Origin of the sequence: Shewanella sp. 5S214 (assembly GCF_041439795.1) — a bacterium.
Taxonomy (GTDB): domain Bacteria; phylum Pseudomonadota; class Gammaproteobacteria; order Enterobacterales; family Shewanellaceae; genus Shewanella; species Shewanella vesiculosa.
Map to the genome: position 1 here is coordinate 27,734 of NZ_JBGOOV010000030.1, position 23,651 is coordinate 51,384.

A 23,651-nucleotide genomic window follows, 5' to 3' on the forward strand; every position below is an offset into this window, starting at 1 on the left:
AGCGTACACTTTGGAAGTTGTAAGAGAAATTGTAGGTGCTAGTATGCACTAGGAGAAGTGTGATGATTGATTCTAAAGCCAACAATGCTACCTCACCACTTGCGAGATTTGTTCGTAATGCATCTGCGGGTGATAAAAACAAGGTTTATAAGCGCGTTATTGTCGCTGCGACAGAGTCTCAAAACAAAACTATCCAAAAAGCCCATTCTGTTCAGGGATAATTTTATTCTGCTTGCCAGTCATGAGCGATGATTGGCTTATTTAAAACTTCGAAGCCCAACAACTCTACCTCAAACTGATCCACACGAGGAATAAAACATACCCATTTCCTCCCGCATCTCCCTTCCTGCGTGGCTTTTTTCCCTTCAAATGAATCAAACATTTAGTTCACTTTGATGCTATAATTAAACAAGGAAGGAGCGCAACAGCACCTATGACTAAACGTTTTAAAATCAAAAGCTCCCCTCCTTTTGTTGCTTTTTAGGGTGCAGCAAAATATGACCTTGTTTTGCATCAATATTGTGCTGCGACATTTCGGCAATAAATGAGCCATCAACATTAATGAAATTAAATAGGCTGATGACATGCTCAGATTCTAAAAACAGTGATACAGAAGCAACCTGCTCACCAGCTACGGTAAATCCGTTTTCAATATGCTCTTGTAACATATAAATGGTATTAGGTAATTTAACACCATTATCAACAACATTTAGAAATCGAGTGGGAAGGGATAACTCAGTTTCAATGCGCGTCAATAAGTCAAACAACTGTTTAGCTTTAGTCGCTTGCAAATCATAACGCTGTGGCAATTCATTAAACTCAATAAGCTTTAACTCTAAGTCACATGACGCTACACGCCCTAGCGCAACCAAACTCTTTAATTCCTTTTTTACTTGCTGATAGCGCTTATCTTTTATCATTGGTTTTAGATAGCGAACCAAAATTTCATTACGCCTTGCTTTAGGGGTAAAGCGTTCTGTTTCAGCCACGCTCAAATAGAGATGTAAGAGTGCGTTATCAAGAACGTCATTTAAAATATAGTAAGTATCCAAGTGCGCACAACTTAGTAGACAAAGAATGAATTATTTTACCAATTTTAAGCATTTGAGGGCTATTTTTAGCAGAACAAACAAAGTGGTTAAATTGACCAATTATTGAGTTCTGATTTTTTTGATTTTAACGGAAGTAAACCTCTGATTTTGAAGGATTTGATAGTGATTTAAATTGAGTGTCCATAACGCGATGCACACAATATTCATTACATGTTAAATAGACTGCAAAAATGAATAAGCGCTTTCTTGTGTGCGTTTATATAATAGTACATGATATTTTTTGCGCTTTTGGTGAATGTGCGGGTTAAGGATCAGCACACTTTTGCCCCATTATTCGTTAGAGTAAAGACTCAAACACAGATTGCTAAACTGGATTTACCATAGAAAAGCTAATGATAGCAACAAAAGCAAACCTATAGTGGTATGTGTTCACAAGGCTGATAGGCGTATGGTGACGTTTTGTTGAGGATATTTCAGGATCAAAAAAAGCACCTAAATGGTGCTTTTTTTGAAATTCTTCGGTACTAGGACATCAAACTTAATTGAGTAGGACCTAGCCCTCACTGTGTAAGTCGGGCGGGAAACGCACTTCTTGATAACTAGTCTAGGTTAGTTAGGACAGCTATGTCAAGAAAAAATTTGATATTAAACCTGTCCGGTAACCATGTATAATAGGTCGTATTAAACATCACCAAAAATCAGCCTGTTATGACCATAAAATCAATAAAGTCATCTTTATCTCTTCAGCGTCTATCCACTTACCTTACCCCGCCAGTTGGCTGTAAAACGGATGAAGCCGCTTTAGGGGCTTACTTATGGAACCAAGAAGTAAGCAGCGTCATGGGAAGCGTTCTTCACACTATCGAAATATCGCTGCGTAATGCAATATATGACAGTTACCTTAACTATGTGAAGAAGCACATTCAAGCTGATACGGCTCAATCAACAGCTGCAAATATCCTTGCCCCTGTAAGGGGAAATCCTGAGATGTGGTTTAGGATGGCATTCACCTCCGAAACTAATAAAACTGCTGTAGATATCATTAATAGTGTTAAGAATAAACTCAAGGCTGAAAATAAGCCAAGAACTCCTGAGAATTACATTGCAAAGTTAACACTGGGATTTTGGGTGGCACTGATTGATAAAGCTTATAGTATAAATAGTCCCGAAAATACAACAGGTTTAATACTCTGGCCTCCAATTCGTTCTGATGTTTTTCCTAACGCTACTCGTAAAGGTAATCCGCTTGGCATCAATGAGATCCGAGATGAGTTAAAATATATCAATACACTTCGTAATCGCTTAGCTCATCATGAACCTTTGTGGAAAACTAATAGCCAGTTTGATACCAAGTCCGTTATTAATAAAGTTATCAATGATTATCAACGATGCATCACTGTAATTAACTGGATAAATCCATCCATGACGAAGTTGCTATCCATGGTGGATAATCACAAGCGAATCAAAGAACTGTGTAAAATAGAAACACTCGCTCAGATGATGATGTTGCCTGTTGATCTAGACAATATGCCAGCTGAAGATCTGTTGGCTAATCTGAGCTTAATTGATGAAACGAGAGAAGGCGAGATAATTTCAGTTACCAAGGATGGCCACCTATTCATTCGTGATACTTCAAGTCAGATTTTTTTTACACCAAAATCTAAAATTAAGCTGCCTGATGGTCACGTTGACCTTAAAACAAATGATAAAGTAAGGTTTGTGGGGGCACCACCAAAAGATCCCAAACGGAACCCTCTAGCTCTAGACATTTCTATTTCACCTAATTAATGTTCACAAGTGTTAAATAGGTGCTAAATACTTCATCTTATTTGTCGTAATCCAAACCAAGCTAGACCTTTAAATCTGATATTTATTCCCAGATTCGTGCCCGCCACTTTATCTGGCACAGTTATGCCCCATTACGTTTTAGCTTTGGAATAGATGTTGGCGCCTTCACCTAAAAGTTGACCAAATTTTAGTAATGAGACAAAGTGTCCACTTTTACTGGATCAGTTCATAAAGATAAACGGATAAATATCGGAATTGACCTTCTTTTGAGAATTGCATAAGGGGAATGAAATGGATGTCAATAAACTTAGAGAGATGCTCATCCAGCATAATGGTCTTAAAAATACTGATGAAATCTATACGTTTTATTATGATGAAACGAATAACATCCGAAAGTTATATTTAAAAAATTCTGGTTTTAATGTTAAAAAGACGGATAATTTCATCCTTGCAGGCATAGTGCACAAAGGGTTAAGCACTGGCAGTGATTATTCAACTCTATTTAAAATGCTTAATCTTCAAAAAAGTGCCCAGGAGCTAAAGCTAAAGCATATTGCTAAGGGTGATTTTTTGGATATGCTTAAATCTGATAAAATTCTAATTATTCTAAACTGGCTCATCGATAACAAATTCTACATTCATTATTTGAATCTTAATATCATATACTGGTCTATTACTGACATTATTGATTCTATTATTGGTGAGTTACATCATCCTTTTTATATCATGAATCACATGTCACTTAAGAGCGATTTTTATGAGCTTGCCAATAGCAACTCTGATGTTTTTCTTAATGCTTTACATGAATTTAACTATCCAGATATTCCAGAAGAAAAAATTCATGAGTTTTGCCTATGGCTTATCGATTTTACATTCATGCACAGTTGTATGCTGTCTGATTTTCGAGCGAATGTACTCGAAAATTTGGTTAAAGAATCTCTGAAAATCGAAGATCTACCGTTCATATCGGGTTTTCATGGTCGAGTACTGATCGATAGCTTTATGGTATTTTATTTAAAAAAACTGTATCTATTTAAAAATTCCATTCACATATTTGATGAAGAAAAAAGTATTCAGGATGACGTTAAAGATTTCCCGTTAACTGATAATGGCATGCCAATACAGAATCATAAATTCGTTACATCCCACAGCTCAGAGGCTGTTCAACTATCTGATGTTATCGCAGGCTTTTTAGGTAAGTATTTTTCTTATTTAAAAGATGTAAATGACGAGCAATTAGTGCTTGATAAGACAGGCTTAACTAGCAAGCAATTTAAGACACTTTCTGCGTTAAAACACATCATTGATGTTTCAGACGATGTTAGCAGAGGATTTTTTAATGTAGTTAGCAGCGAGGGAGAGCAACGAAGACATAACCATTTTTTACATGGCGTAAATTTTTAAGGGTTAAAGTCTGCTTTTGGCACAAAACAGAGTGTCAGGTTTGGTTTAGCTCTAAAATGAAAGTGTCAGATAGAGTTGTGATCTGCCCCTTTGATACTGGACATAAAGCTAACGACTTTCCATACCTGTGGTTATCCATAAATTGCTAATTTAAGAAAGCCTCTGGCAAACATTTGTCCATCGACGAGTTATAAATATAACTCGCCTTTACCCTATTGTGAGTTTCGACATTTTTCTACTAGCTACTCCTCAGCATCAATTGACTTACTTTTCCTTATGCAACAAAGTGTACTGGAGGAGGTGAAGCATCAATTTCCTCTGGTTCAACTAACTATATGATTCGTATGTATATCTCCCTAACAGTATTCATAGTAAAGATTACAATTAACAAATCATATCTCAAGTGTTTAACAAAAGTTTATTGAAATATGAAAATTATTAAAGAATATATACAGTCAGATGGTAAAAAACTAAGACTTAGCGAAGAGGCTATCACGCATGTCTATGAAGGTAACTTTGTAGTAAGAACTCAGCAAGGTGATGACAATATGACTGTGCTGAGAGGTGGTTTACATTCCTGTAGCGGATGGAACACCTTTAGAAATAATTACAACAAAGAACTTTCTCACTTACACTTTTTCAACAGTAACATTCACAAATACTGGTATTACGCTAGAGAGCTTAGCAATGGAGTTATCACGTTAAGGCTACCCAGAGACTTATTTTCGGGTAAAGCAGCTAAAATAACAATGTATCCAGACGATTATTATAAATCTGGCTACCTATGGAAAACTCTTTTCCCTAAGCATTTTGATAGAAATGCTGTCATCGAGGCAATTGATGAGGCATTAGAGAATGAAGATATAACTCAACGAAGTAATGGTCAGATCATAGGTTACATCAATAATGATGAACCAATGAAAACTATGAAAATAGTTATTCAGTTCAAAGGAACGGAAATTAAATCAGCCTTCCCTGCATGGACTCAACCAAATAGTGGTAACGTGGGAAAACCTTTCTCTCACTATGATAATATAGGATTTATAATATCTCAGTCCACTGAGTATTTTGAAGATAATTATGATTTACAAAATGAAATGAAAATTTCAGTTTTCGGAGAGAAAATTTCTCCTGATTATCTTCCAGATTACACACCAATGATTTTTAAAAGACGAACAAAAATAAATGAAAAAATCAAAGCTAGTGAGTGGATTGAGTCTAGAAGGAAAGAGCTTTCATCGATGAGGTTAGATGATAAAGATAATGATAGACTATACGAGTATATTAATGACCACACTATATTAAAATATTATCCAGAAATAACATCTGGTGCATATTCAACCGCGCTGGATTTAATTTTCGGAGACGAGTGCTTTCACAACTCTTTTCAAATAGTACAAAATATAGTCGATGGTATGTATTATCTTCTTTGTAGCAATCAGAAAGAAAGACTAATTAAAACCATTTGTAATGTGCTTGATAATATGGTGACGCACACCAACTTTGATCAATTGCTAAAAAAGAAAATTATGTCGACAGTCATTTTGATTGTCACTTATCTAAACGACTCAGAGCTATCTTACAAATTCATTCTAACACTTTCAACGTCACCGATTAGACGTGAAGCATATCTTGAATATAACTTAAATTCTATACACAAAAAGAAACTGCAAGTTCCTACAGAAACATACCCAGTAGAATTGGACATTATAGATAACCCTAACCTAGACTTCCAACTAGAATATAAGGATTTTATTGAATTTCTTAAAGAACTTTATAGTGAAACATATACTTTAAATTTTGATGAGGAAATGCTAAATAACTTACTAAATGATGTAATTGACAATCAAGAGAAGAACTACAAATTTTTAATAAGTGATGCATTAAAATACTTCAGTAAGGAAGATTTCTTATCATTGTCATATCATTTTGATAAAATATTAAACTCTGCTCAAAAATATGAGCTTGGCGATTCATCTAAATTAATTGAAAGTTGTGGGTTGATATTAAGAGATTATTGTAGGATTCAATTTGCACATAGGCAAAGAATTAATGCAAGATACCTAAAATACAATGATTATGTTTCTGTTATATCTATTGATTATATAGATCATAACTTACTTTATGGAAAAATCCTCAAGCATGAGCGCATATCAAATCTTTTGAACCTAACTAGATTTACAGATGGTATGTTAGAATTTGCTCTAAAAACAGAAGACAAAAGTTTCGAAACGGATATTCATAACTTCAAGGCTCGTATTGGTAAAGAAAAACCACCTTTGCCAGAGATTATGTAGCTTATTCATATCGGGCAATACAACTAATTGAGCATAATAAAATTAAACAGCACAGGCTTTGTGCTGTTTCTTGAGATTATGAATCATCTGATCTAAATCTTTAACTTAGTGAATTAATTGGGGGCAGGTCATACCTTTTGCCGATCGGAGTTTGCCATACTTGAATTAATCTATCTTTTGCTAATTTAGAAAAGTCGTTGACTCATTTCTGTCCAAAAATGAGCCTGAAAATAACATTTTTTATTATAAAAAAATGATGTTATTACTCAGATAAATTATCAAACTATAGCACTGTTACCGCTCAAGGTAGCCTTGTTTTTTATCAAACTTTAATCTAAACGCACATCTTGTAAATGAAAAATAAAACGTCTAAACGAAGAAAAGTTGGATAAAATACCGCTCCATCACTTTAAAATAGAGGGTCTGGTAATATATTTTCCGCTGTCATCAAAACAGGTTCAGTAAACTACTCCATTACTTCACTCATACATACCTCTCAAACTATCCATTTCTACAAAAATGACCACTATTTTAATTGTTTTTCGTTTCAGGTGCCCTTTGGGACACTGAAACGACAAGGCAAAAAAAAAAGTAAGACATAATTATCCCGAATTCAATCATTAGGGTTTAGATATGAGACTAGCAAACACTAAAATACTGGCAACTGTTCTATCGGTCGTAATGTCAGCCCCCACACTTGCGGCTGATTTAACGACCACAGAGGCCAAAACCAAGTTTGAGTTGTTACTACCTTTCAAAATCAATCAAGTTAGTGATTCACCACTGGCAGGTTTTTATCAATTAGAGTCAGAAAAAGGCATTTTTTATGTGTCTCGAGACGGTGAGTATATTTTCTCAGGTTCGCTTCATAGCTTTACAGATGGGTTACTTAATTTAACCGCGGTAAGACAACGTGAGCTTGCCAATAAGCAAATGGAAGCCATTCAAGATGAACTCATTGTGTTCCCTGCCCAAAATGAAAAATATCGCGTCACTGTGTTCACTGATCCAACGTGTGGTTACTGCAGAAAACTACACTCTGAAATCGAACAATACAACGATTTAGGCATCACCATCGCATATGCAGCGTTCCCTCGTGGCGGTATTAACTCCGAAATGGACAAACTGTTGAAGGATGTATGGTGTTCAAAAGACCACAACAAAGCCCTCTCTGACGCTAAGAATGATATCCCAATAGCTAAAGGCTCTTGCCAAACCCCAGTAGACCAAATGTATCAAATTGGTGAATCGTTAGGCATTAATGGTACACCCGCCATCATCTTACCAAATGGCGAAATGGTGCCAGGCTATCGACCTGCTCTGCAATTATTACAAACACTGGAGAATGCGGGATGAAGCTAATAACAGGATTGACGTTAGCAATGCTGCTTTGTAGTCCGTCAATAATGGCATTTGATCTTGAAGAAGCGGCCAAATTAAAAGAAGCCCAATCAGATATAAAATCGAGTTTTTCAGAAGATGTGAAAAAAATGATGAGTGAACTGGGTGATGTAGAAAATGTGCGAATGTTGCCGATTAGAAATGTCATGCTGATTCAGCTTAAAGGTAAGCCTCCAATATTCGTTTCATCCAATGGCCGCTTCCTAATAGAAGGTGACATTAAAGATTTATGGTCAATGACGCCAGTGCAAACGGTTGAGCAAGCCGAAGATTCTTGGTTATTACATCTTGATACCTTTGCTAACGGCACGCTAATGGACCAAATGGCGGTTATCCCCTTTGGCAATCCATCATTAAAAAAACAAGCTCGTGTATTTGTTAGCCCAACAGCTAAACAGTCTCAAGAGTTTTTAATGAACATTGACCCGAGCAAAGTAAATTTAGATTTGATTATTATGCCGCATGACAAAGGGTCAATTACGCCATCTATGAAAGCATGGTGTGGGTATTCGACAGTAGATTCACTGCAAGTCTTAATGACGGGCGATGCAAATGATATCGCGCAACGCGAGTGTGATGAAACAGATTTAAAGAAAGTGATGACACCTATGTTGATGGCGACATATTTAGACATCAGCAAGATCCCTTATTTTGTTCGCATTGATGGCAAACGCTTTGCTGGCTTACCTGATAAACCGATTGAATGGTTACAAAACCTGCCCAAAGCCCCGGTGGCTGAAACTACTGAAACATCAGCTAAAACAGTGAAAAAAATCCCTGTTGTTAAAAACCCCTCAAATGAAGTGATTGAATCCCCAAGCGAACAAGTTATGGCCGACGCGATGGCCGATGTCACGGAGCAACAATAAATGAATAAATTAGCCCTATTGATCCCTTTCACGTTAAGCATTCTTTCTTCTGGCTGTGCTTTACAGGTAGGTGAGAGTGAATTCGCCTGTCCAAATGATACAAAGGGTGCGACATGTTCATCAGCGCGTCAAATACACGACCTAACAAACAATCGAAGTAGTCTAGAAGGACTTAATGTGTCGATGGGGAAAATTCAAAGCACTACAGGCGATGATGCTGAAGCTAAACCAGCATCAGGCACGGATTATACTTTTGACTCTGATTCATTAAATCCGATACGAGTAGAAAGTGTACAAGTCGTAAATCAACCTGCTTCATCGTCAAATATAGGAAAAAACAATAAAAATAACGAAGTATATGAGCCTCTTACGCACATAAGGCACGACACATTACCAGAAGCCCAATTAATCGAAGAACCGACAAACAGGACGTTTGGGGCGGTTGAGGGTGTGCAAAATGAACATGGTCAATTAATGGTTCATAGAGAATCACCAATGGCGTTAGCACCTGAACCATTAGCCGTGCTGCAGCAACCCAAAACGATGCGTATTCTTGTTGCGTCTTGGACGGACAGTGATGGAGATTTGCACATGCCAGGATTTGTATATGTCGAAGTTGCACCTAAGAAATGGTTAGTGGGAGAGCAAGCGAATGACCGTCCTGGCCGAATAGTTCCATTACAGATCCAGCAAGTTACCCAAGAAGAGGAACGCCGACAATCTCATTCTAAGCAAGGTTATAACAGCTTGGGTGTAACAGAAAGACAAGGAAAGTAATATGGGTGTTTTTTCGAGTTATTTTAATAAAATTCGCAAACTAGCAGACTATGACAAAGTTGATGAAATGTTTGGTTTCGTTGGTTATGAATCGGATTACTACATCATGGAAGGTGGCGGCATGGCCGTCATGTTCTGTTGTCAGCCAACTCCTGGTTGCAATGAAGAATTAAAAAACTCATTGGATGCCATTTTTAAAAAGGATTATCCAGCTGATACGACTATCCAAGCTCAATTAGTTGCTATACCAGATATAAGTTACTTCATTAATCAATATGAAACGACTCGTGGTAATCGGTTGATGGGTAATGATAATGAACTCACCACATCGATGGCCGAATCGTTAGCTCAAGACCTTGAAAGTAAGGTGCATAAAGACATGCATAATGGTGCACGTCTACGTAATTTTGAGTTTTGGTTTACTGTAAGAGTACCTACAGCAGAACTACTTGCCAATGATCGTGAAGAAAAACGTTTTCGCACGCTCATTTTAGATATTGAAGAAAGTTTAAAAGGGGTTGGGTTCGCACCGAATAAATTAGCACCTAATAATTTGTTATGGCGTCTTCAGATGCTAATGAATACATCAAAAGATGCTATTTGGCGTAATAGCAATGTTAAACCGAATGCTTGTAAGACCTTTTCAGAACAAATTATTGAAGATGGAAATACAGTTCATTTTACCCCCAACGGTATTATCACTGGCAAACCTAAAGAAGTTGAATCCGATGGGCAAGTAAAATTTGAAACAGACAATCAAACACACATAAAAATCATGTCGTTATCGTCTTTACCTGATGAAATTTATTATGGGCAAATGTTTGATTTAGTGGGTGACTGGATGTCAGGTGGGGTTGCTCATGGTGATCCATTCATGATTTCGACGCTAATTCATTATCCTGAGCAAGGGAAAGCAAAAAGTGACATAGCCAATGGTAGGAAATGGTTAATAGGCCAAGCAAAAGGTAAAATTTTAGAGTGGTTCCAAGGGTTAGCGGACCAAAAGCGAGATTATGACCAGCTTTGGACAGAGATAGATCAGCGCGGGGCAAAAATCGCCCACTCTGGTACCCATGTAATTATCTTTTCAGGCTCAGCGGAAAGAAGTGAACGCTCATTAGCAAAAATGAAGCGTTATTTTGAAACGAAACGAATTACATTTACTCCAGAGTCAGTATTAACGGGTCCTCTATTCTTACAAAACATCCCTTGCATGATGGATAAAGGGTATTCAAATTATCGTCGCCACTCGACCTACTCCTCAGAAGCACTAGTTTTTTTGACTCCCCATATGAGTAATTGGAAGGGCAATACAAACTTGCCTATAGTTCCGCTATCTACGCGTAACGGCCAAATCTTCTTTTGGGACTTATTTAAGACTGATGGCGGATATAACTTTTTACTCAGTGCGGCAACCGGCTCAGGTAAGTCGGTATTGGTGAACTACATTGTGAACTGTTATTTAAACTCAGGAGTTAAGCCTGGGGGATCACTGTTACGAAAACCACATCAAAAGCTATATGAATTGCCAGAATTTGATGATGGGGCCCAAGTGTTTATTTTAGACAGTGGCCGTTCATATCAAAATTTAGCAGAAATGTTCACTGACAGTCAGTTTATTTCGTTCGATAACAATTTCAAATATTCGCTCAATCCCTTTCCATCTATTCATCAATGGACAGGCGATATTGGTCAAGGGCCAATGATATTGACCATGTTTAAAGCGATGGCGGCACCAAAACATGGCGTGACAGAAGTCCAACGAGCAGAAATGATGACAATGCTCACGGGCATGTGGAATGAATTAGGGCAAAAGTCCACGGTCACTATCTTTGTTGAGCGTTGCTTACAACATCCTGAAGAATACATGCGACAGATCGGCAAACAGTTAATGATATTTGCTGAGGGCGGCGTATATGGCCATTTGTTTTCAGACAAGCGCCCTGCAATTGACTTTGATGGCCGCCTAGTCGTCGTTGAGCTAGAAGAACTACAGAATGATTTGCATTTACAGCTGGTGGTCATTCTTGGTGTGATAAATCAAATTCAGCACAAAATATTCCAAGGTGGTACTGCACGCAAAAGTTTATTCTTACTTGAAGAAGCTTGGCAATGGATGGCCGGTGATAAAGATGGCGATAAGGGCGCTCTGATTGAATTCGTCGGTGAGTTTTTGCAAGCCGCTTTCCGTAAGTTTCGTAAAGTACGTGCGTCGGGTGGCGTTATTACACAGAACTTGATGGACGCTACCGGCAATGCAGTGGGTCAAGCTATCTTAGCCAATACTGACTGGAAGTTGTTCCTGGGGCAAGACCCCTCTTCTGTAGATAAGATTAAAAATACTCAATCATTTACAGCTTCTGACGCGCAATTTGAGCAAATGAAAACGGTTCATACTAAAAAGGGCTCATATTCAGAAATCATGATTTTCCACAAGCAAATGAGTGAGATTTGCCGATTGGAGCTTGAGCCTGAAACGTTAATGATTTTCTCAACCGATGCCGACGATCGCGAGTTAATGAAAAAGTACAGGGCAAGAGGTAATGGTGTAAAAGAGGCCGCAAGGTTATCAGTGCTAGAGAAACATAAAATTTAGAATTTAAGATGAGTGAATATTACTGAATACCGGTTAAAGATCACTTTTATGTTGCATTTAGCATGACTATTACTGTTTTTTGGTGCAATTGAACCAATTAATACATTTTTTTGTTGTTGCACACTATTATGATCTATAACACGGAAATACTTTAATATTTTTAAATCAGTATCTTAGGTGTTAAATTCAAGAATTCCCGTTACCAATAAAATGATCCTTTGAGTACAAAGGATCACTTTTTTGTTGTTGAAATAAAGAATTTAACTTAAAACACTGTTTTATATGGTTTATTTTCATATGGAGAAATGTAAAGGAATAATATTAAAAAAACAAACATGCGGTAAAATATTATTTTTAAATCATATTAATCAGCAACTTGTGTCATTTTTTTGATTTATTAACAGAACGGTTATCACATCGGTTGAACAGAAATATATAATAAAGATGCCAAGATTATGTAATCTTAACAACATAAAAATGATCTATTAGTTGCTAGTTTTATGTTTTATGTTTTATTACAACACGTTAACTAAACATATCTTTATGTTTAGTCGCGAGAATAATAATCGGATTTGCGGAAAATGAATGTATATTTATGGGATTTTTATAAGGACTTCATAACTTAAACGCCTTACTAACACATCATATGCGCTATTTTGACAACAAATTCCTGCAATTTTGAATAACAATGTTTAGTAACGAGCGACAACAATATTCAGCGATTAATACAACAGAAAAATGTAACGACATACAACGTAATCCTGTATTTGTTGACAACAATTTTCTGTCCGTCTGAACAACAATAAATTGTTTGCTGATATGACAAATACATGTAATATTGCTAAAGCTTAAATACTTATCAATGGATAGGGTAATAAGGTAAGAAGATGACATCCAACAGTAAAGACAACGCACCAAAACAAAAACATGTAGATTTAGGCTTGCAGGAATCAATGCCAGAAGTATTTAAGAAATCTCATGAATTGATTTTTTCGCGGCAACGTCTCTCTGTCCATGAGCAAAATATTTTTAATCTGATGGTCGCTCACATGAGGGAAGATCATTGGAAATCAAAATCTGGACCATCATATGAATTCCCTGCACAAATCCTTTCGGATTGGTTTGATATTGAATCGAGTCATTTAAGCTCGACATTAAGCCCGGTTGCTGATCGATTAGCGACCCGAACGGTAGGCTTTACTAATAGCGAAACTGACGAATGGGATTACATACCTATTCTTGCTCGTATCAAATATAAAAATGCAAAGCTAATAATCATTCCCAACCCTGAGTTAAAAGAACAATATATCGATTACTCAAAGAAAGGGTATGCGTTAATCAATCGTAAACCTTTGTACAAACTTAAGAAATCATACAGTAAGCGACTTTATGAAATCTTATCTCGATTTAAGCAAGAGGGTTATCAACGACCATTAACAATCGATGAGTTAAAAGGATATTTCGGGCTATTCGACGAAAACGGGAACCTGAGTAAAGGAAACCAAAGCTTAGGCCCTATTGGTGTATTCATAAAACGTTGCATCTCAGATTCATTTCAAGAAATCAACGAAATTTGTAAGCACGAGCTAGTTTTATTCAAAAGCGATAAAGGCGAGTTAGGTTATAGCCTAATAAAAAAAGGTAGAGTTACAATCGGCATAAAGTTTCACTATAAATGGATTGATCATAAAGTTTCAATGAGCGAAGACACAGCTAAAGATACTATTAGGGAGCTTGAAACGAAGTTAAATCTTAAGAATGAAAAGCTGACAATACCAGAACTGAATTTGTTAGCTGAAGCATATATGGTGTTTGAAGATACAACTACGGCTAATGAGATTTATGAAGTTATTAACGAGCGTGAGGCGGCGCTAGTTATTGAACCAGAACAAAAAGCTAAAGATGATAAATTGAAGTTTTTAGAGAAGATTAAGCAAATGAAAGCCAAATCTAAAGTGGGTTATTAATCATCTCTTCGCCTTAACAACAAAATATTGATCTTTAGATGGCCCAAAAAGTGATCTGTATACACCAACTTAAAGATCCGTTTGTTGCCAACTAAATGATCCCAATATTTTTACTACCTAGGCTTAGGACTAAAAAAAAGGCCCAAAAAACATAAAAATGTAAAAGTGGAAACAAATTAATGATCGGATAAGACAACAAAATGTAAATTTAGTGGGTGTTTAGAGTGAATAACAAACTATCTGGCTATTTTTTAATCTTGTGGATAACTAGCAACAAATAAAAGATCTTGAAAGCCGTTATAATGATCTCGAAAACTAAGTAAATGATCGTTAAAAACGGATATTAGATCTTTATCAACACTTAATTGATCGAGTAAAACAAGATTTGTTGATGATTACATAATTATGGCGTTTTAAGTTGTTGTTTTACATATGGAAAGTTAGATTTTTAGTCTCTCCTATAGATCTATATCTTTTATATTCTTTATATTTCCTATATCTATTATAAGAGAATTCTATTTTGAATTTAAAAACATTAAGGTCTATTACCACTTTGGAAGATTAACCGAGTTACAAAAACAGCCATGAATGTAACTAAGAGGATCACCAGGTGTAAAAGTGCAATTGCAATCCATATTGCACTAAGTGATAAAATAAGGCCCCCTATCGACTCAAGGAACGAAGGCATCAATATACTTAACAATAGAATAATGACGATGATTAAAAGGAGCCCTATTTTACTTTGAGAGAAATCTGCTTTACTCGGAACAGAGTAAACAACAAGGGAATTACTAACAAACACCCATAAGGCAGTTAAATAAACGTTTGTGGAAGAAAATAAGATAATATCTAACATAGATGTCAATTTACTTAAAAACCCGCTTAAATCGCCATTCAGCACGTTTGATAACTCAATATAAGTTGCAAAATAATCAAACACATCTGGTCGTAACCATTTTGTCACACCTATAAAAGCTAAAGTCCCTCCAAAAAGCGGTGCTATACCAATCAACATGTTAGCAATAGGAGAAAATAGTGATGGGTTATAGCTATGTAAAACATAGCCAAGGGAACCATCCCTACTAGGTTTAAATAACTGAAAGTCAACTATTTTATGATTAAATAATAGCGCTGTGGTCAAATGAGAGAGCTCATGAATAGGCACACCGACAATGCCCAAAACCTTGTAAGCAATATTATTAGTAATTTCTGCCAACATATTTCGTACGTAAACAATGGTGATGAATGAAAACAAACATGCTGAAAAGGCATAAATAAATTGAGTTATGACATTTACATCAAAGTGGATCATGTGGTTGCCTGTAAAATGTGAAGAGTATGCTTAATGACTAACATCAGTATTCGTGGGGCATAGACCGGCCGAATAAACTTTTTTCCAAGCGTCATTAAGTAATTGATGATCTAGAGTTACGATAACATCCCGATTTAGCAGCTTATTGACAGCAACCTTACTAACCTCGTCAACTTGCAATTTATGATTAAAACCATTGATGAGATATAATTTATCGAACCTGGCTAGTGTTTGTTTGCTAAAAATATCATTCATTATCTTATAGATAATCCGAGAAAGTAATACAGTTTTTAATTCTTGTTTAGAAAATCGATCAATAGCATTTACTGTTGCCGGTTCTAGGTAAAACGAGCTTAAATAATTCACGAGAAGTTCCTTAACTGCAAAGTGGTTTAACGTTTGCAGTTAGTACAACATGCATCGAAAAACCGGCTACTGAAGTCCAGCGTAATTCGAACTGTCATTATGAATTCAGGTGTAATTAGTGTTAGAGTAACTGTAAATAAACAAGGGCTATCCATTTAGCGCCACCAGTATCAATATGTAGTGATGAAAACTTCATCGTATTTATTAAAAACTGGTGTAGATTACCCTACAAGTTGGGGCGAATTTGTTGATTGGTTTCATGATGAACAATCCTGCATTAGCTACCTTTACAAACTTCGTTGGCCAAACGGATTCATATGCCCAAGCTGTTCAAGCCATCAATCACCTTATCAGTTAAGTAATGGCAAGTTAAAATGTCATGCTTGTCGTTCTCAGTGTTCAGTAACATCAAGTACACTTTTTGATAAAACAAGAACCCCCATGAAAAGTTGGTTTGCTGCCGTCTGGTTTATTACAAATCAAAAAAATGGTGTCAGCGCTCTTGGAGTTCAAAGGTTATTAGGTCTTGGGAGTTATCAAACCGCTTGGTCATTAATGCACAAGTTAAGACATGCCATGGTTGATCCTGAAAGGGATAAACTGTCCGGCATTGTAGAGGTTGACGAAACACTAATAGGTAGTGTCGTTCCCCAATCATCTATTAAAAATCAACAGGGTAAGCGTAAGGCTGTCGTTTTGGTCGCTGTTGAGCTGCTATCACGCTCTGGATTTGGCCGGATACGTTTAAGGCAAGTGGAAAGTGCAACCAAAGAACATATCCATCAATTCATTCAAGATGTAATTGAACCTGGTAGTACAATTTGTAGTGATGGCTCTCAAGCATACAAACAAATAGACAAGAAAGGATATAAGCATAACCTAATAGTGCATTTAGGTTCATCTGTACCTGCACATGAAACAATGGCTGGGGTACATCGAGTCTCATCATTATGTAAAAGATGGCTTTTAGGTACATATCAAGGCGCGGTAAAGGCTAAGCAACTTGATTATTATTTAGATGAGTTTACATTTCGCTTCAATAGAAGAAAGTCAGATTCTCGGGGATTATTATTCTACAGGTTGCTTGAACAAGCAGTGCGTTCTAAGCCGATAACGTACCAATCAATTAAAAATCGATAACCACAATATACAGTGGTTGGTTGTGCTAAGTGGATAGCCCTTCGATATAGGGTAATGCAATCATTCACTGTTTTAAACTCAAATTCGTTTAGGTATTCACCTTTAACAAACTTGTGTGTCAGTAAGGTGCCTTTAAAGCCTTTGTGCCACTGCACCAACACGTCTTTATCTGACCAGTGTTTCACTCTAGCTGCATCGACTTTAACGACTACATGTAAGTGATTACTCATGACTGCGTAGGCACATATATCAATAGCGAAGATAGTTGCCAATTCAAGGATGCGAGAATCAACCCATTCACGCCGATGCTCAAAATTCTCACCTGTTGAATTATCTATACCACACAGAAAGGCCTTACGCACCACACGTGAACAGCAGTGGTAATAAGGCGTATCTTCTAGGCTAACGATTGTCTGTCTTGGTCTGGCCATCTTTAATTACCATGTCGATAAAACGTAAATAAAGCGCAGTTGAGTGTTCAATATTTAGCCAGCTAGCATGGGTGGCTATGTTAATTTTTTTATTTAGCCAGTAATCGTGGGTGGCCATGTTATGGTTCATGTTAATTGTTGAGTGTTCAATATTTAGCAAGTTGGCATGGGTGGCCATGTTAATTAGCGGCGTTTGCCGCTTCCATTGGCGCTGGCCAAGCTTGGCGGTCTGGCTAGGATTAACCCCACAACAATTCGCCTCAGGCAACAAGAGTGTCAATGGCAGTATTACCAAACGAGGCGATTGCTACTTACATAAACAGCTTATTCATGGCGCCAGAACAGTCGTTAGCCATGCCAGTAAAAAAAATGATGATTTGAATCAGTGGATAATGCAGTTAAGAGGCCGAAAAGGCATCTGCACAACTGTCGTTGCCACCGCCCACAGGCTTGCCAGACTGATGTGGGTTTTATTACAAAAAAAGTGCCTTATGCTCCGCAATATGCTGCAAATCAAGGAGCAAGCCATGGCACTTGTTAATCCCGCTGTCGCTATCTTGCGCAGCTCGTTCGAGACAAGGGTATTTAACCCGTTTGGGTGATAAGAGCGGCAAGATAGCACGTTAAACACTCACCAAGGTTGTTGTTAATGATGAAAAAATGGCTCAGTCCAACCAGTGCAAGCCCGAACAGGACAAGGATAGGATAAGCCCTAATCCGCATGGGTGTTTCACACTTTTAGGCGCAGTGGTACGGATTTCATTAGGGGCGCAGCTTGGCTGTTAAGCCCGAATATATGTCAGTACAACCGCTTTAAGCGGTAAATGAGCACATTAAAAGCAATGACAAGTGTGAAGTAATAGAATAGAAAACTAAGGCCAAAAAGCCTTCGGTGAGCAGAGTATTATCTTGGCTCACCGGGAGCGTCCATATATGTCTTAATTATTTTTGACAGAAAAGGCAAGACCTGACCCTGAAGTTCCCTATGTTGCTGGTACAGCCTCCAAATCTAAATCCTCATCAAGAATCAATTCTTCATCAGCTCTCAATATTGTGAATTTGGTCTGCCCTTTGTTTAGTCTGATGTTTATTTGAGGCATATCTCCATCATCAAACTGAAGAAACTCAACCTGCAATGAGTACTTTCCTGGAGCTATCTCCAAATGAGTTGAATCTGAGATACTTGCAATTTCGATATTCCCATCCGATGTTTCAAAAGGCACCTTGAACGCCCGAACAACTTGTTCATCTATACTAGGAATAGGCTCGTTGATGAATAAATTGATTTTATGATAGCCCTCTTCTGTAAGTGCCCGAAACGAGACGCTTCCATCTCGCCAAGAAAAACCTTGAGTGAAATTTCGGTCACTCCAGTCATTAAATGGTTGTGAGAGGGAACTCAAAAAAATACAAATCTGAGAATATGACAAATATATCTGTAAAACTAAGTTGGCCATTAGTCCAAAATCCTTATTCTAACTTTTTCACCGTTTGCGAGACTGCGACAAGCATTACCGATGCAAGCGCCTGCCCCCATATTGTTTTTGGGACTGATTGCTCTAACACTCGATCCAGCTCCTCCCTCTTTGAACATCGCAGGAGGGTACTCGTCTAGTTGTTTGCCGGGAACTTTTGGCATTCCACCAATTGAAGCTTTTCTGTTTGCGTTAGCGCCATCGCGAGCAATTGTCAACACATCTGGATGACCAGCTTTTTGTGCGTCAGCTATATGCTCTGCTGCGTCACCGTATTTGGCTCTAGAAATGTCTACATTCTTTGTAACATCAGGAAGCCTAGCAACCTTAAGTTTACGCTCAATATAGGCTTCAATTCCAACTTTTCCTGCTACAACAGCTGCGCTTGTTAGATCACCTGTTTTTTGATATTCCTCATAACCTGCTTCTAATGCATCTATCCCAGACTTAATTCCATCAACAGTTTGCCCAATGGGTGTTAGCGAAAGCGCACCAGTCATATCTCCTTTATTCGCAGAGCTATAACCAGCGATAAAACTTGACGAATTTCCATAGCTAGTAGAACCACCAAACGTACCAGAACTAGGCGCAAAAGTTCCTGCTTTACTTGCAGAACGGTGATCTCTGACTGCACGACGAGTTTCATTTTTCTGGCCATTACCTGTTACTTTTGCGCCTTCTTTTTCTACTTCTGCATCATTTGACGGACCACCTACCGCTTCTGCTTTATCTGTTTCTGCTAGATACCCCGTCGGGTCAGTCCCACTCATCGGGTTATTCAAAATATACGAATAAGGATTAGCGCTTTGGCTATTCTCTGGGAACTGCAAAAACGGGTCAACACTTAAAAAGCGGCCTACATTAAAGTCGTAAATCCGCCCGTTCATGTGAATAAGCTCTTGCTCGTTCAAATGTTCATGGTCTGTATAGCCTTTGGTGACACCTTGCCAGCTAGTTAACAGGTTATTACCTGCTGCAATGTCTCTTGGACGACCAAATACATCATAACCGCGGCGTTGTAATACGGCACCGGTTTTGGCATCCATCAAGGTATCAACACTGCCTAAATGGTCTCGCAGTACGTGCTGGAACGGTGATTGATTACCTAAGCTGCCCACATGGGCTTTCATCTTAATAGTGTGGTCACCAATGTAGGTTTTATCTACCGTACTGCTTAGGGTCACTTCACGCTCAAAACTGCCCACATAATACGTGGTCGATACCACACTACCGCTTTGCTGTTTAACCTGTTTATAGCGGTTACCATTCGCATCGTAACTGAATATACTTTTTACATTATTGCGGTCTACCGTTAACGGCTTGTTTTGGTCGTTATAGCTTAACGTTACGCCATCACCCGTGAGCCGGTTACCGTTATTGTCATAGGTGAAGGTTTTTGTACCACCACGAATAAACTGCCTAATGGCGTTAGGGCCTGCATTACCGCCATCAACGGCGCGACATGACTCGTTAGACGTCCAATTCCAGCATTCGTACAGGTATTGCTTGCGAGCATAATTAGGATAAAGGATGTCTTGACGACCATCATCATTATAATCAATAAATTGAATAAAATTCTCGTGTACATAACCAGCAGAACCACCATAAGTTGGGTCCTTAGCAAAACTGCCGTTGCCGCCACTAAATGCAAGCTCTTTTATACCTGTATTTAGAGGTGCTTCAAATAAACCATTGCCTTTATTGAAAATGATATAGCGGGTGTAAAAGGTGTCGGTGCTGTTCACCTTATGCAACGTCAAGATATCGCTGAGTCCGTCACCGTTTAAGTCTACCCAGCGGCTCGGCCTTGTTCTATGAACAATATCGACATTGATGTTAAAAGTGATATTTCTCTCAATAAATGAGACCGTATTTGAGACTGAATTAAATCCAACTTTGTACCATTTTAATGATTTGTGGAATTGACTTGGCGCCAAATCCAATACACCATCACCATCAACATCCATTGGAATGAGCGGTTCTTTCGCTTGCGCAGTGAAAGTACCTTTTTCGACAAAACCTGAACCTGAATCGCTGCGTAAATAAGCTTTGTAGGTAATGACATTATTACCCGAGCCAGTTTGCTTGTTGGTCGCCAGTAAAATATCTTTACGCCCATCGCCATTAATATCAACAGCATGGCTTGAACAATACTTATCACCAATATCGCGATAAATAGTGTATAACAAGTCGCGCTAATATTTGAAGTATAGGTACTTTTAATGCTGCCATCAGCGTTAAAACTGCTAAAAACAAGCTTAGATGCACTATTGGTATAAACAAAATCGTCTGCACCATCTAAATCATAATCAATATTACCTGTTACAGTATTACTGCTTTCTTCATTAGAGGTCGGTAAGCCATCACCATTCAAATCACCTGCCCACTGACGACTACTAATCCCCGGTAAGTTTTTATAAGTAATCTTATTTCCGGTGCGTGATAAATAAATACCATCGAGTGGGACGGATAAATCAGCTACACCGTCACCATCATAATCAGCATCCTGCTTTACTTTTAATCCTACTGTATAGTTATTTGTAATATTTGATAACGCATGACTACTTTTCAAACCGTGTTGATATTGACGGTAAAACCAACCAAACTCGGTTGTTAAACAATCGTTATTGCCTGTATCGCAATACTGTAAATTATCTAATATCGCTGCATCATTTAAAGAAGTGGTCGGCGCCTGATAATTTAATAACCACGTGGCTTTCTCTTGCCCTTCAATGTTCATTGAAATGCTCATCAACTGCCTGTTATGAACACTATAACCTCCCCATTGATAACTTTTAGAGCCAGGAATTGTCTTGTAGTCAAAGTGAATATGACGAGTCCCTAAAACACCTTTATGACCGGTATAATAGATATCAAGAAGATAACGATTTCCTGCAGAGGCTTCATCATATTGATAACTGACTTCATTGCCGTGACTGTCACGGATGGTATCTTGCAACCACGTTGAAGCTAAACTTAAACCAGCAGGAACAATGCGACTATTTGTGGATTGGCCAAAGATGTGTTGAGTGCCATTCACTTCAGAAGCAACAAAGTAAACACTACTGCTATTTAGCCCGCCACCTAATTGCTGCACGATAACGGAGCCATCACGCTCGGTTTGATAGTAGGTGCCAGAGGCGCCGTATTGCCCTGCAGAGCCGCCATTATTTGCAGATACTGCCACTAAGCGGCTACCGTTGTAACAAATTTTATCGCTTGAACTAAAGGTACTATTAATCGTTGATCCATCTAAATCATAAATATTAGAACAGCGGGAAATACTAGAATTAGCTGATAGGCTCCAACCCATGCCGGCAATTCCTTCACCAGATTGACTGCTGTAGTTTAGTGATAAGCGAGGTTGAACGCCCTTACGACCTGGGGCGATAGTCAAAGGCACTGAATAGGAAAATGCGCCGCCATCAACGCCACTATCCCCTTTTATCTCACCGACTAAATCACGTTGTTCTGGTGATACCTGTCCGTTGGTTGAGTCTGGAATGGTTGATATATCAGCTAAAATACCGTTACTTGGAGAACCTCCACCATTGCTTATGCTACCAACTAAAGCAGTAGCACTGTATTTACTACATCCACCTACATCACAGGCCTTAATACGATAGTAATAACCGGGCTTTGTTTTATTTGATAATGATAATATTCTTGAACTTGTCCAACCAATACATATAGTAGGTCCAGGTACAAAATCAATAGCGCTAGGCTGAAGGGGAACAGTAGAAAAACTAGATGGGGTTGATACCCGAGAGACAATGCCACCGTCATAAGGACTCCCTAAACCATCGTAAACAGTTTGCCATGTCGTTCCATCTTGTGACTCTTGAATATTAGCAGAGGTTATGCTGCAACTCATTGACCAGTATAATTGCACCGCAGAACCCGACTTCGATCCAGTCAATATAGGAGATGAAGGTACTTCAAGTGTTGGAGCTGCATAAGCCGAAATGGCAAAAAAAGAATTTAAGGAGAGTAAAAGATACAAACAAAATCGGTAGACAATAAAGTGTGGCATACTAGTCCATTAGTAGTAAATCACATAAGAAGCTAAAAATGTACGCAAAACACACAGCCATGTAAATGAATAGTTTTGTAAATGTTTTAATTTAGCGTTTCCCTATATAGCTGAATAACTATCAAAAACTCTCCGCATGCTGAAAAGCTACTTGTTTTATTTGTAATAAATGATATGTGAGAGTGACTGGTGCAAAAATATCTTACTTGATTGGTTAATCTAATAAGCAACAACTGTTATTGCCAACAGTTGGATATTGATTAGCTTTTGCATAAGAAATGAAAGTAAGCCTAGCGCAATATAGCTTAGCCCTAAGATGCTTTGGGGCATAAATGATTTACATTGTAGTGGTAAATGCTGAACTTGAGTCCAAGGTTTATCTTCCTAGATCGAATAAATGACGGCAATACATAACAGCTATAGTTAGTTGAGTTTTTCAACAACTCTACATTTGGGAAAACTTGAACAGCCCTAAAATTTAGATCCTACATTTTGGCCTTTTTTAGCTTCACGTAACACCATAACTGACCCACATTTTGTGCAAAGCTTATTTGTAGTTTTTTGCTTAATGATTTCTTTAACAAGCGCTTTATGAGCTTGATTTGTTGAGAACCCTTGCTCTAAACGACCTGATTCAATATTTTTGATGACATCTAAAACTTGCTGTTGATTCAGTAGTTCAGCAGAATGTGAACGAATGTATAATAAGCAACCACTTGCATAAGTGACATTCTCTGGCATAT

Annotated in this window: 19 protein-coding genes and 1 pseudogene; 11 read left to right on the plus strand and 9 right to left on the minus strand. The window is 37.9% G+C overall.

Annotated elements, in window-relative coordinates; all coding sequences use genetic code 11:
• The first annotated feature begins 62 nt into the window (after window positions 1-62).
• The gene (locus tag ACED29_RS17475) at window positions 63-221 is read left to right on the plus strand and encodes a hypothetical protein (protein WP_371698221.1); all 159 of its coding nucleotides are present in this window, start codon (window positions 63-65) and stop codon (window positions 219-221) included.
• A gap of 2 nt (window positions 222-223) precedes the next feature.
• Here ACED29_RS17475 and ACED29_RS17480 read toward each other — a convergent pair whose 3' ends face one another.
• Window positions 224-382, minus strand: a complete 159-nt coding sequence (locus tag ACED29_RS17480) for a hypothetical protein (protein WP_371698222.1) — start codon at window positions 380-382, stop codon at window positions 224-226.
• A gap of 70 nt (window positions 383-452) precedes the next feature.
• Window positions 453-1,052 carry a DUF2913 family protein gene (locus ACED29_RS17485; RefSeq protein ID WP_371698223.1) on the minus strand — a complete coding sequence of 200 codons (600 nt, stop codon included), beginning with the start codon at window positions 1,050-1,052 and terminating at the stop codon, window positions 453-455.
• A 708-nt stretch (window positions 1,053-1,760) separates the two neighbouring features.
• Between ACED29_RS17485 and ACED29_RS17490 the strand changes: the two genes are divergently transcribed.
• From ACED29_RS17490 to ACED29_RS17525, 8 genes are all read left to right on the plus strand, one after another.
• Window positions 1,761-2,840 carry an Abi family protein gene (locus tag ACED29_RS17490; protein ID WP_371698224.1) on the plus strand — a complete coding sequence of 360 codons (1,080 nt, stop codon included), beginning with the start codon at window positions 1,761-1,763 and terminating at the stop codon, window positions 2,838-2,840.
• 291 nt (window positions 2,841-3,131) lie between these two features.
• Window positions 3,132-4,244, plus strand: a complete 1,113-nt coding sequence (locus ACED29_RS17495; protein WP_371698225.1) for a DUF3800 domain-containing protein — start codon at window positions 3,132-3,134, stop codon at window positions 4,242-4,244.
• A gap of 428 nt (window positions 4,245-4,672) precedes the next feature.
• Entirely contained in the window at window positions 4,673-6,541 is a 1,869-nt protein-coding gene (locus ACED29_RS17500) for a hypothetical protein (RefSeq protein WP_371698226.1), read from the plus strand.
• Window positions 6,542-7,174: 633 nt separating this feature from the next.
• Complete coding sequence (locus tag ACED29_RS17505) at window positions 7,175-7,897, plus strand: thioredoxin fold domain-containing protein (protein WP_371698227.1); 723 nt, start codon at window positions 7,175-7,177, stop codon at window positions 7,895-7,897.
• Complete coding sequence (locus ACED29_RS17510; protein WP_347690928.1) at window positions 7,894-8,811, plus strand: hypothetical protein; 918 nt, start codon at window positions 7,894-7,896, stop codon at window positions 8,809-8,811. The genes ACED29_RS17505 and ACED29_RS17510 overlap by 4 nt, the downstream gene beginning before the upstream one ends.
• A gap of 183 nt (window positions 8,812-8,994) precedes the next feature.
• Window positions 8,995-9,588: a TraV family lipoprotein gene (locus ACED29_RS17515; RefSeq protein ID WP_371698246.1), complete on the plus strand. Its 594-nt coding sequence runs from the start codon at window positions 8,995-8,997 to the stop codon at window positions 9,586-9,588.
• Between the two features lies 1 nt (window position 9,589).
• Window positions 9,590-12,184: a TraC family protein gene (locus tag ACED29_RS17520; RefSeq protein ID WP_347690927.1), complete on the plus strand. Its 2,595-nt coding sequence runs from the start codon at window positions 9,590-9,592 to the stop codon at window positions 12,182-12,184.
• A gap of 887 nt (window positions 12,185-13,071) precedes the next feature.
• Window positions 13,072-14,151 (plus strand): replication initiation protein, encoded by a 1,080-nt coding sequence (locus ACED29_RS17525; protein WP_182741292.1) that lies wholly within the window; start codon window positions 13,072-13,074, stop codon window positions 14,149-14,151.
• Between the two features lie 535 nt (window positions 14,152-14,686).
• On the opposite strand, the gene ACED29_RS17530 is transcribed toward ACED29_RS17525, so the two are convergent.
• Both ACED29_RS17530 and ACED29_RS17535 read right to left on the minus strand, forming a co-directional pair.
• Entirely contained in the window at window positions 14,687-15,463 is a 777-nt protein-coding gene (locus ACED29_RS17530) for a hypothetical protein (protein ID WP_371698229.1), read from the minus strand.
• A 30-nt stretch (window positions 15,464-15,493) separates the two neighbouring features.
• Window positions 15,494-15,829, minus strand: a complete 336-nt coding sequence (locus tag ACED29_RS17535; RefSeq protein ID WP_347690925.1) for a hypothetical protein — start codon at window positions 15,827-15,829, stop codon at window positions 15,494-15,496.
• Window positions 15,830-16,012: 183 nt separating this feature from the next.
• Here ACED29_RS17535 and ACED29_RS17540 point away from each other — a divergent pair, with 183 nt between their 5' ends.
• Window positions 16,013-16,969 (plus strand): IS1595 family transposase, encoded by a 957-nt coding sequence (locus tag ACED29_RS17540; protein WP_371698230.1) that lies wholly within the window; start codon window positions 16,013-16,015, stop codon window positions 16,967-16,969.
• On the opposite strand, the gene ACED29_RS17545 is transcribed toward ACED29_RS17540, so the two are convergent.
• Complete coding sequence (locus ACED29_RS17545; RefSeq protein WP_371698232.1) at window positions 16,903-17,400, minus strand: hypothetical protein; 498 nt, start codon at window positions 17,398-17,400, stop codon at window positions 16,903-16,905. The two genes, ACED29_RS17540 and ACED29_RS17545, sit on opposite strands and share 67 nt — an antisense overlap.
• Window positions 17,401-17,586: 186 nt before the next feature.
• On the opposite strand from ACED29_RS17545, the pseudogene ACED29_RS17550 reads away from it, so the two are divergent.
• Window positions 17,587-17,941: pseudogene (locus ACED29_RS17550) on the plus strand (transposase); the annotation flags it as partial.
• A 442-nt stretch (window positions 17,942-18,383) separates the two neighbouring features.
• Here the strand turns inward: ACED29_RS17550 and comJ are convergent.
• The 4 genes from comJ to ACED29_RS17570 form a co-directional block, all read right to left on the minus strand.
• On the minus strand, window positions 18,384-18,857 hold the full coding sequence (comJ, locus tag ACED29_RS17555; RefSeq protein WP_371698233.1) for a competence protein ComJ: 474 nt from the start codon (window positions 18,855-18,857) through the stop codon (window positions 18,384-18,386).
• Window positions 18,857-20,842, minus strand: a complete 1,986-nt coding sequence (locus ACED29_RS17560) for an RHS repeat-associated core domain-containing protein (RefSeq protein ID WP_371698247.1) — start codon at window positions 20,840-20,842, stop codon at window positions 18,857-18,859. The genes comJ and ACED29_RS17560 overlap by 1 nt, the downstream gene beginning before the upstream one ends.
• Window positions 20,782-22,908: a SpvB/TcaC N-terminal domain-containing protein gene (locus tag ACED29_RS17565; RefSeq protein ID WP_371698234.1), complete on the minus strand. Its 2,127-nt coding sequence runs from the start codon at window positions 22,906-22,908 to the stop codon at window positions 20,782-20,784. Before ACED29_RS17565 ends, ACED29_RS17560 begins: the two co-directional genes overlap by 61 nt.
• 471 nt (window positions 22,909-23,379) lie before the next feature.
• Complete coding sequence (locus ACED29_RS17570; protein ID WP_371698235.1) at window positions 23,380-23,649, minus strand: hypothetical protein; 270 nt, start codon at window positions 23,647-23,649, stop codon at window positions 23,380-23,382.
• Between the last annotated feature and the right edge of the window lie 2 nt (window positions 23,650-23,651).

What these genes read in the sequence shown, in the direction of transcription:
- ACED29_RS17490 (WP_371698224.1), top strand. Translation starts at nt 1,761, where the DNA reads ATGACCATAAAATCAATAAAGTCATCTTTATCTCTTCAGCGTCTATCC.
- ACED29_RS17565 (WP_371698234.1), bottom strand. Translation starts at nt 22,908, where the DNA reads ATGCCACACTTTATTGTCTACCGATTTTGTTTGTATCTTTTACTCTCC.
- ACED29_RS17545 (WP_371698232.1), bottom strand. Translation starts at nt 17,400, where the DNA reads ATGGCCAGACCAAGACAGACAATCGTTAGCCTAGAAGATACGCCTTAT.
- ACED29_RS17525 (WP_182741292.1), top strand. Translation starts at nt 13,072, where the DNA reads ATGACATCCAACAGTAAAGACAACGCACCAAAACAAAAACATGTAGAT.
- ACED29_RS17520 (WP_347690927.1), top strand. Translation starts at nt 9,590, where the DNA reads ATGGGTGTTTTTTCGAGTTATTTTAATAAAATTCGCAAACTAGCAGAC.
- ACED29_RS17475 (WP_371698221.1), top strand. Translation starts at nt 63, where the DNA reads ATGATTGATTCTAAAGCCAACAATGCTACCTCACCACTTGCGAGATTT.
- comJ (WP_371698233.1), bottom strand. Translation starts at nt 18,857, where the DNA reads ATGGCCAACTTAGTTTTACAGATATATTTGTCATATTCTCAGATTTGT.
- ACED29_RS17560 (WP_371698247.1), bottom strand. Translation starts at nt 20,842, where the DNA reads ATGGATGTTGATGGTGATGGTGTATTGGATTTGGCGCCAAGTCAATTC.
- ACED29_RS17505 (WP_371698227.1), top strand. Translation starts at nt 7,175, where the DNA reads ATGAGACTAGCAAACACTAAAATACTGGCAACTGTTCTATCGGTCGTA.
- ACED29_RS17540 (WP_371698230.1), top strand. Translation starts at nt 16,013, where the DNA reads ATGAAAACTTCATCGTATTTATTAAAAACTGGTGTAGATTACCCTACA.
- ACED29_RS17500 (WP_371698226.1), top strand. Translation starts at nt 4,673, where the DNA reads ATGAAAATTATTAAAGAATATATACAGTCAGATGGTAAAAAACTAAGA.
- ACED29_RS17570 (WP_371698235.1), bottom strand. Translation starts at nt 23,649, where the DNA reads ATGCCAGAGAATGTCACTTATGCAAGTGGTTGCTTATTATACATTCGT.
- ACED29_RS17495 (WP_371698225.1), top strand. Translation starts at nt 3,132, where the DNA reads ATGGATGTCAATAAACTTAGAGAGATGCTCATCCAGCATAATGGTCTT.
- ACED29_RS17515 (WP_371698246.1), top strand. Translation starts at nt 8,995, where the DNA reads ATGGGGAAAATTCAAAGCACTACAGGCGATGATGCTGAAGCTAAACCA.
- ACED29_RS17510 (WP_347690928.1), top strand. Translation starts at nt 7,894, where the DNA reads ATGAAGCTAATAACAGGATTGACGTTAGCAATGCTGCTTTGTAGTCCG.
- ACED29_RS17480 (WP_371698222.1), bottom strand. Translation starts at nt 382, where the DNA reads ATGTTTGATTCATTTGAAGGGAAAAAAGCCACGCAGGAAGGGAGATGC.
- ACED29_RS17530 (WP_371698229.1), bottom strand. Translation starts at nt 15,463, where the DNA reads ATGATCCACTTTGATGTAAATGTCATAACTCAATTTATTTATGCCTTT.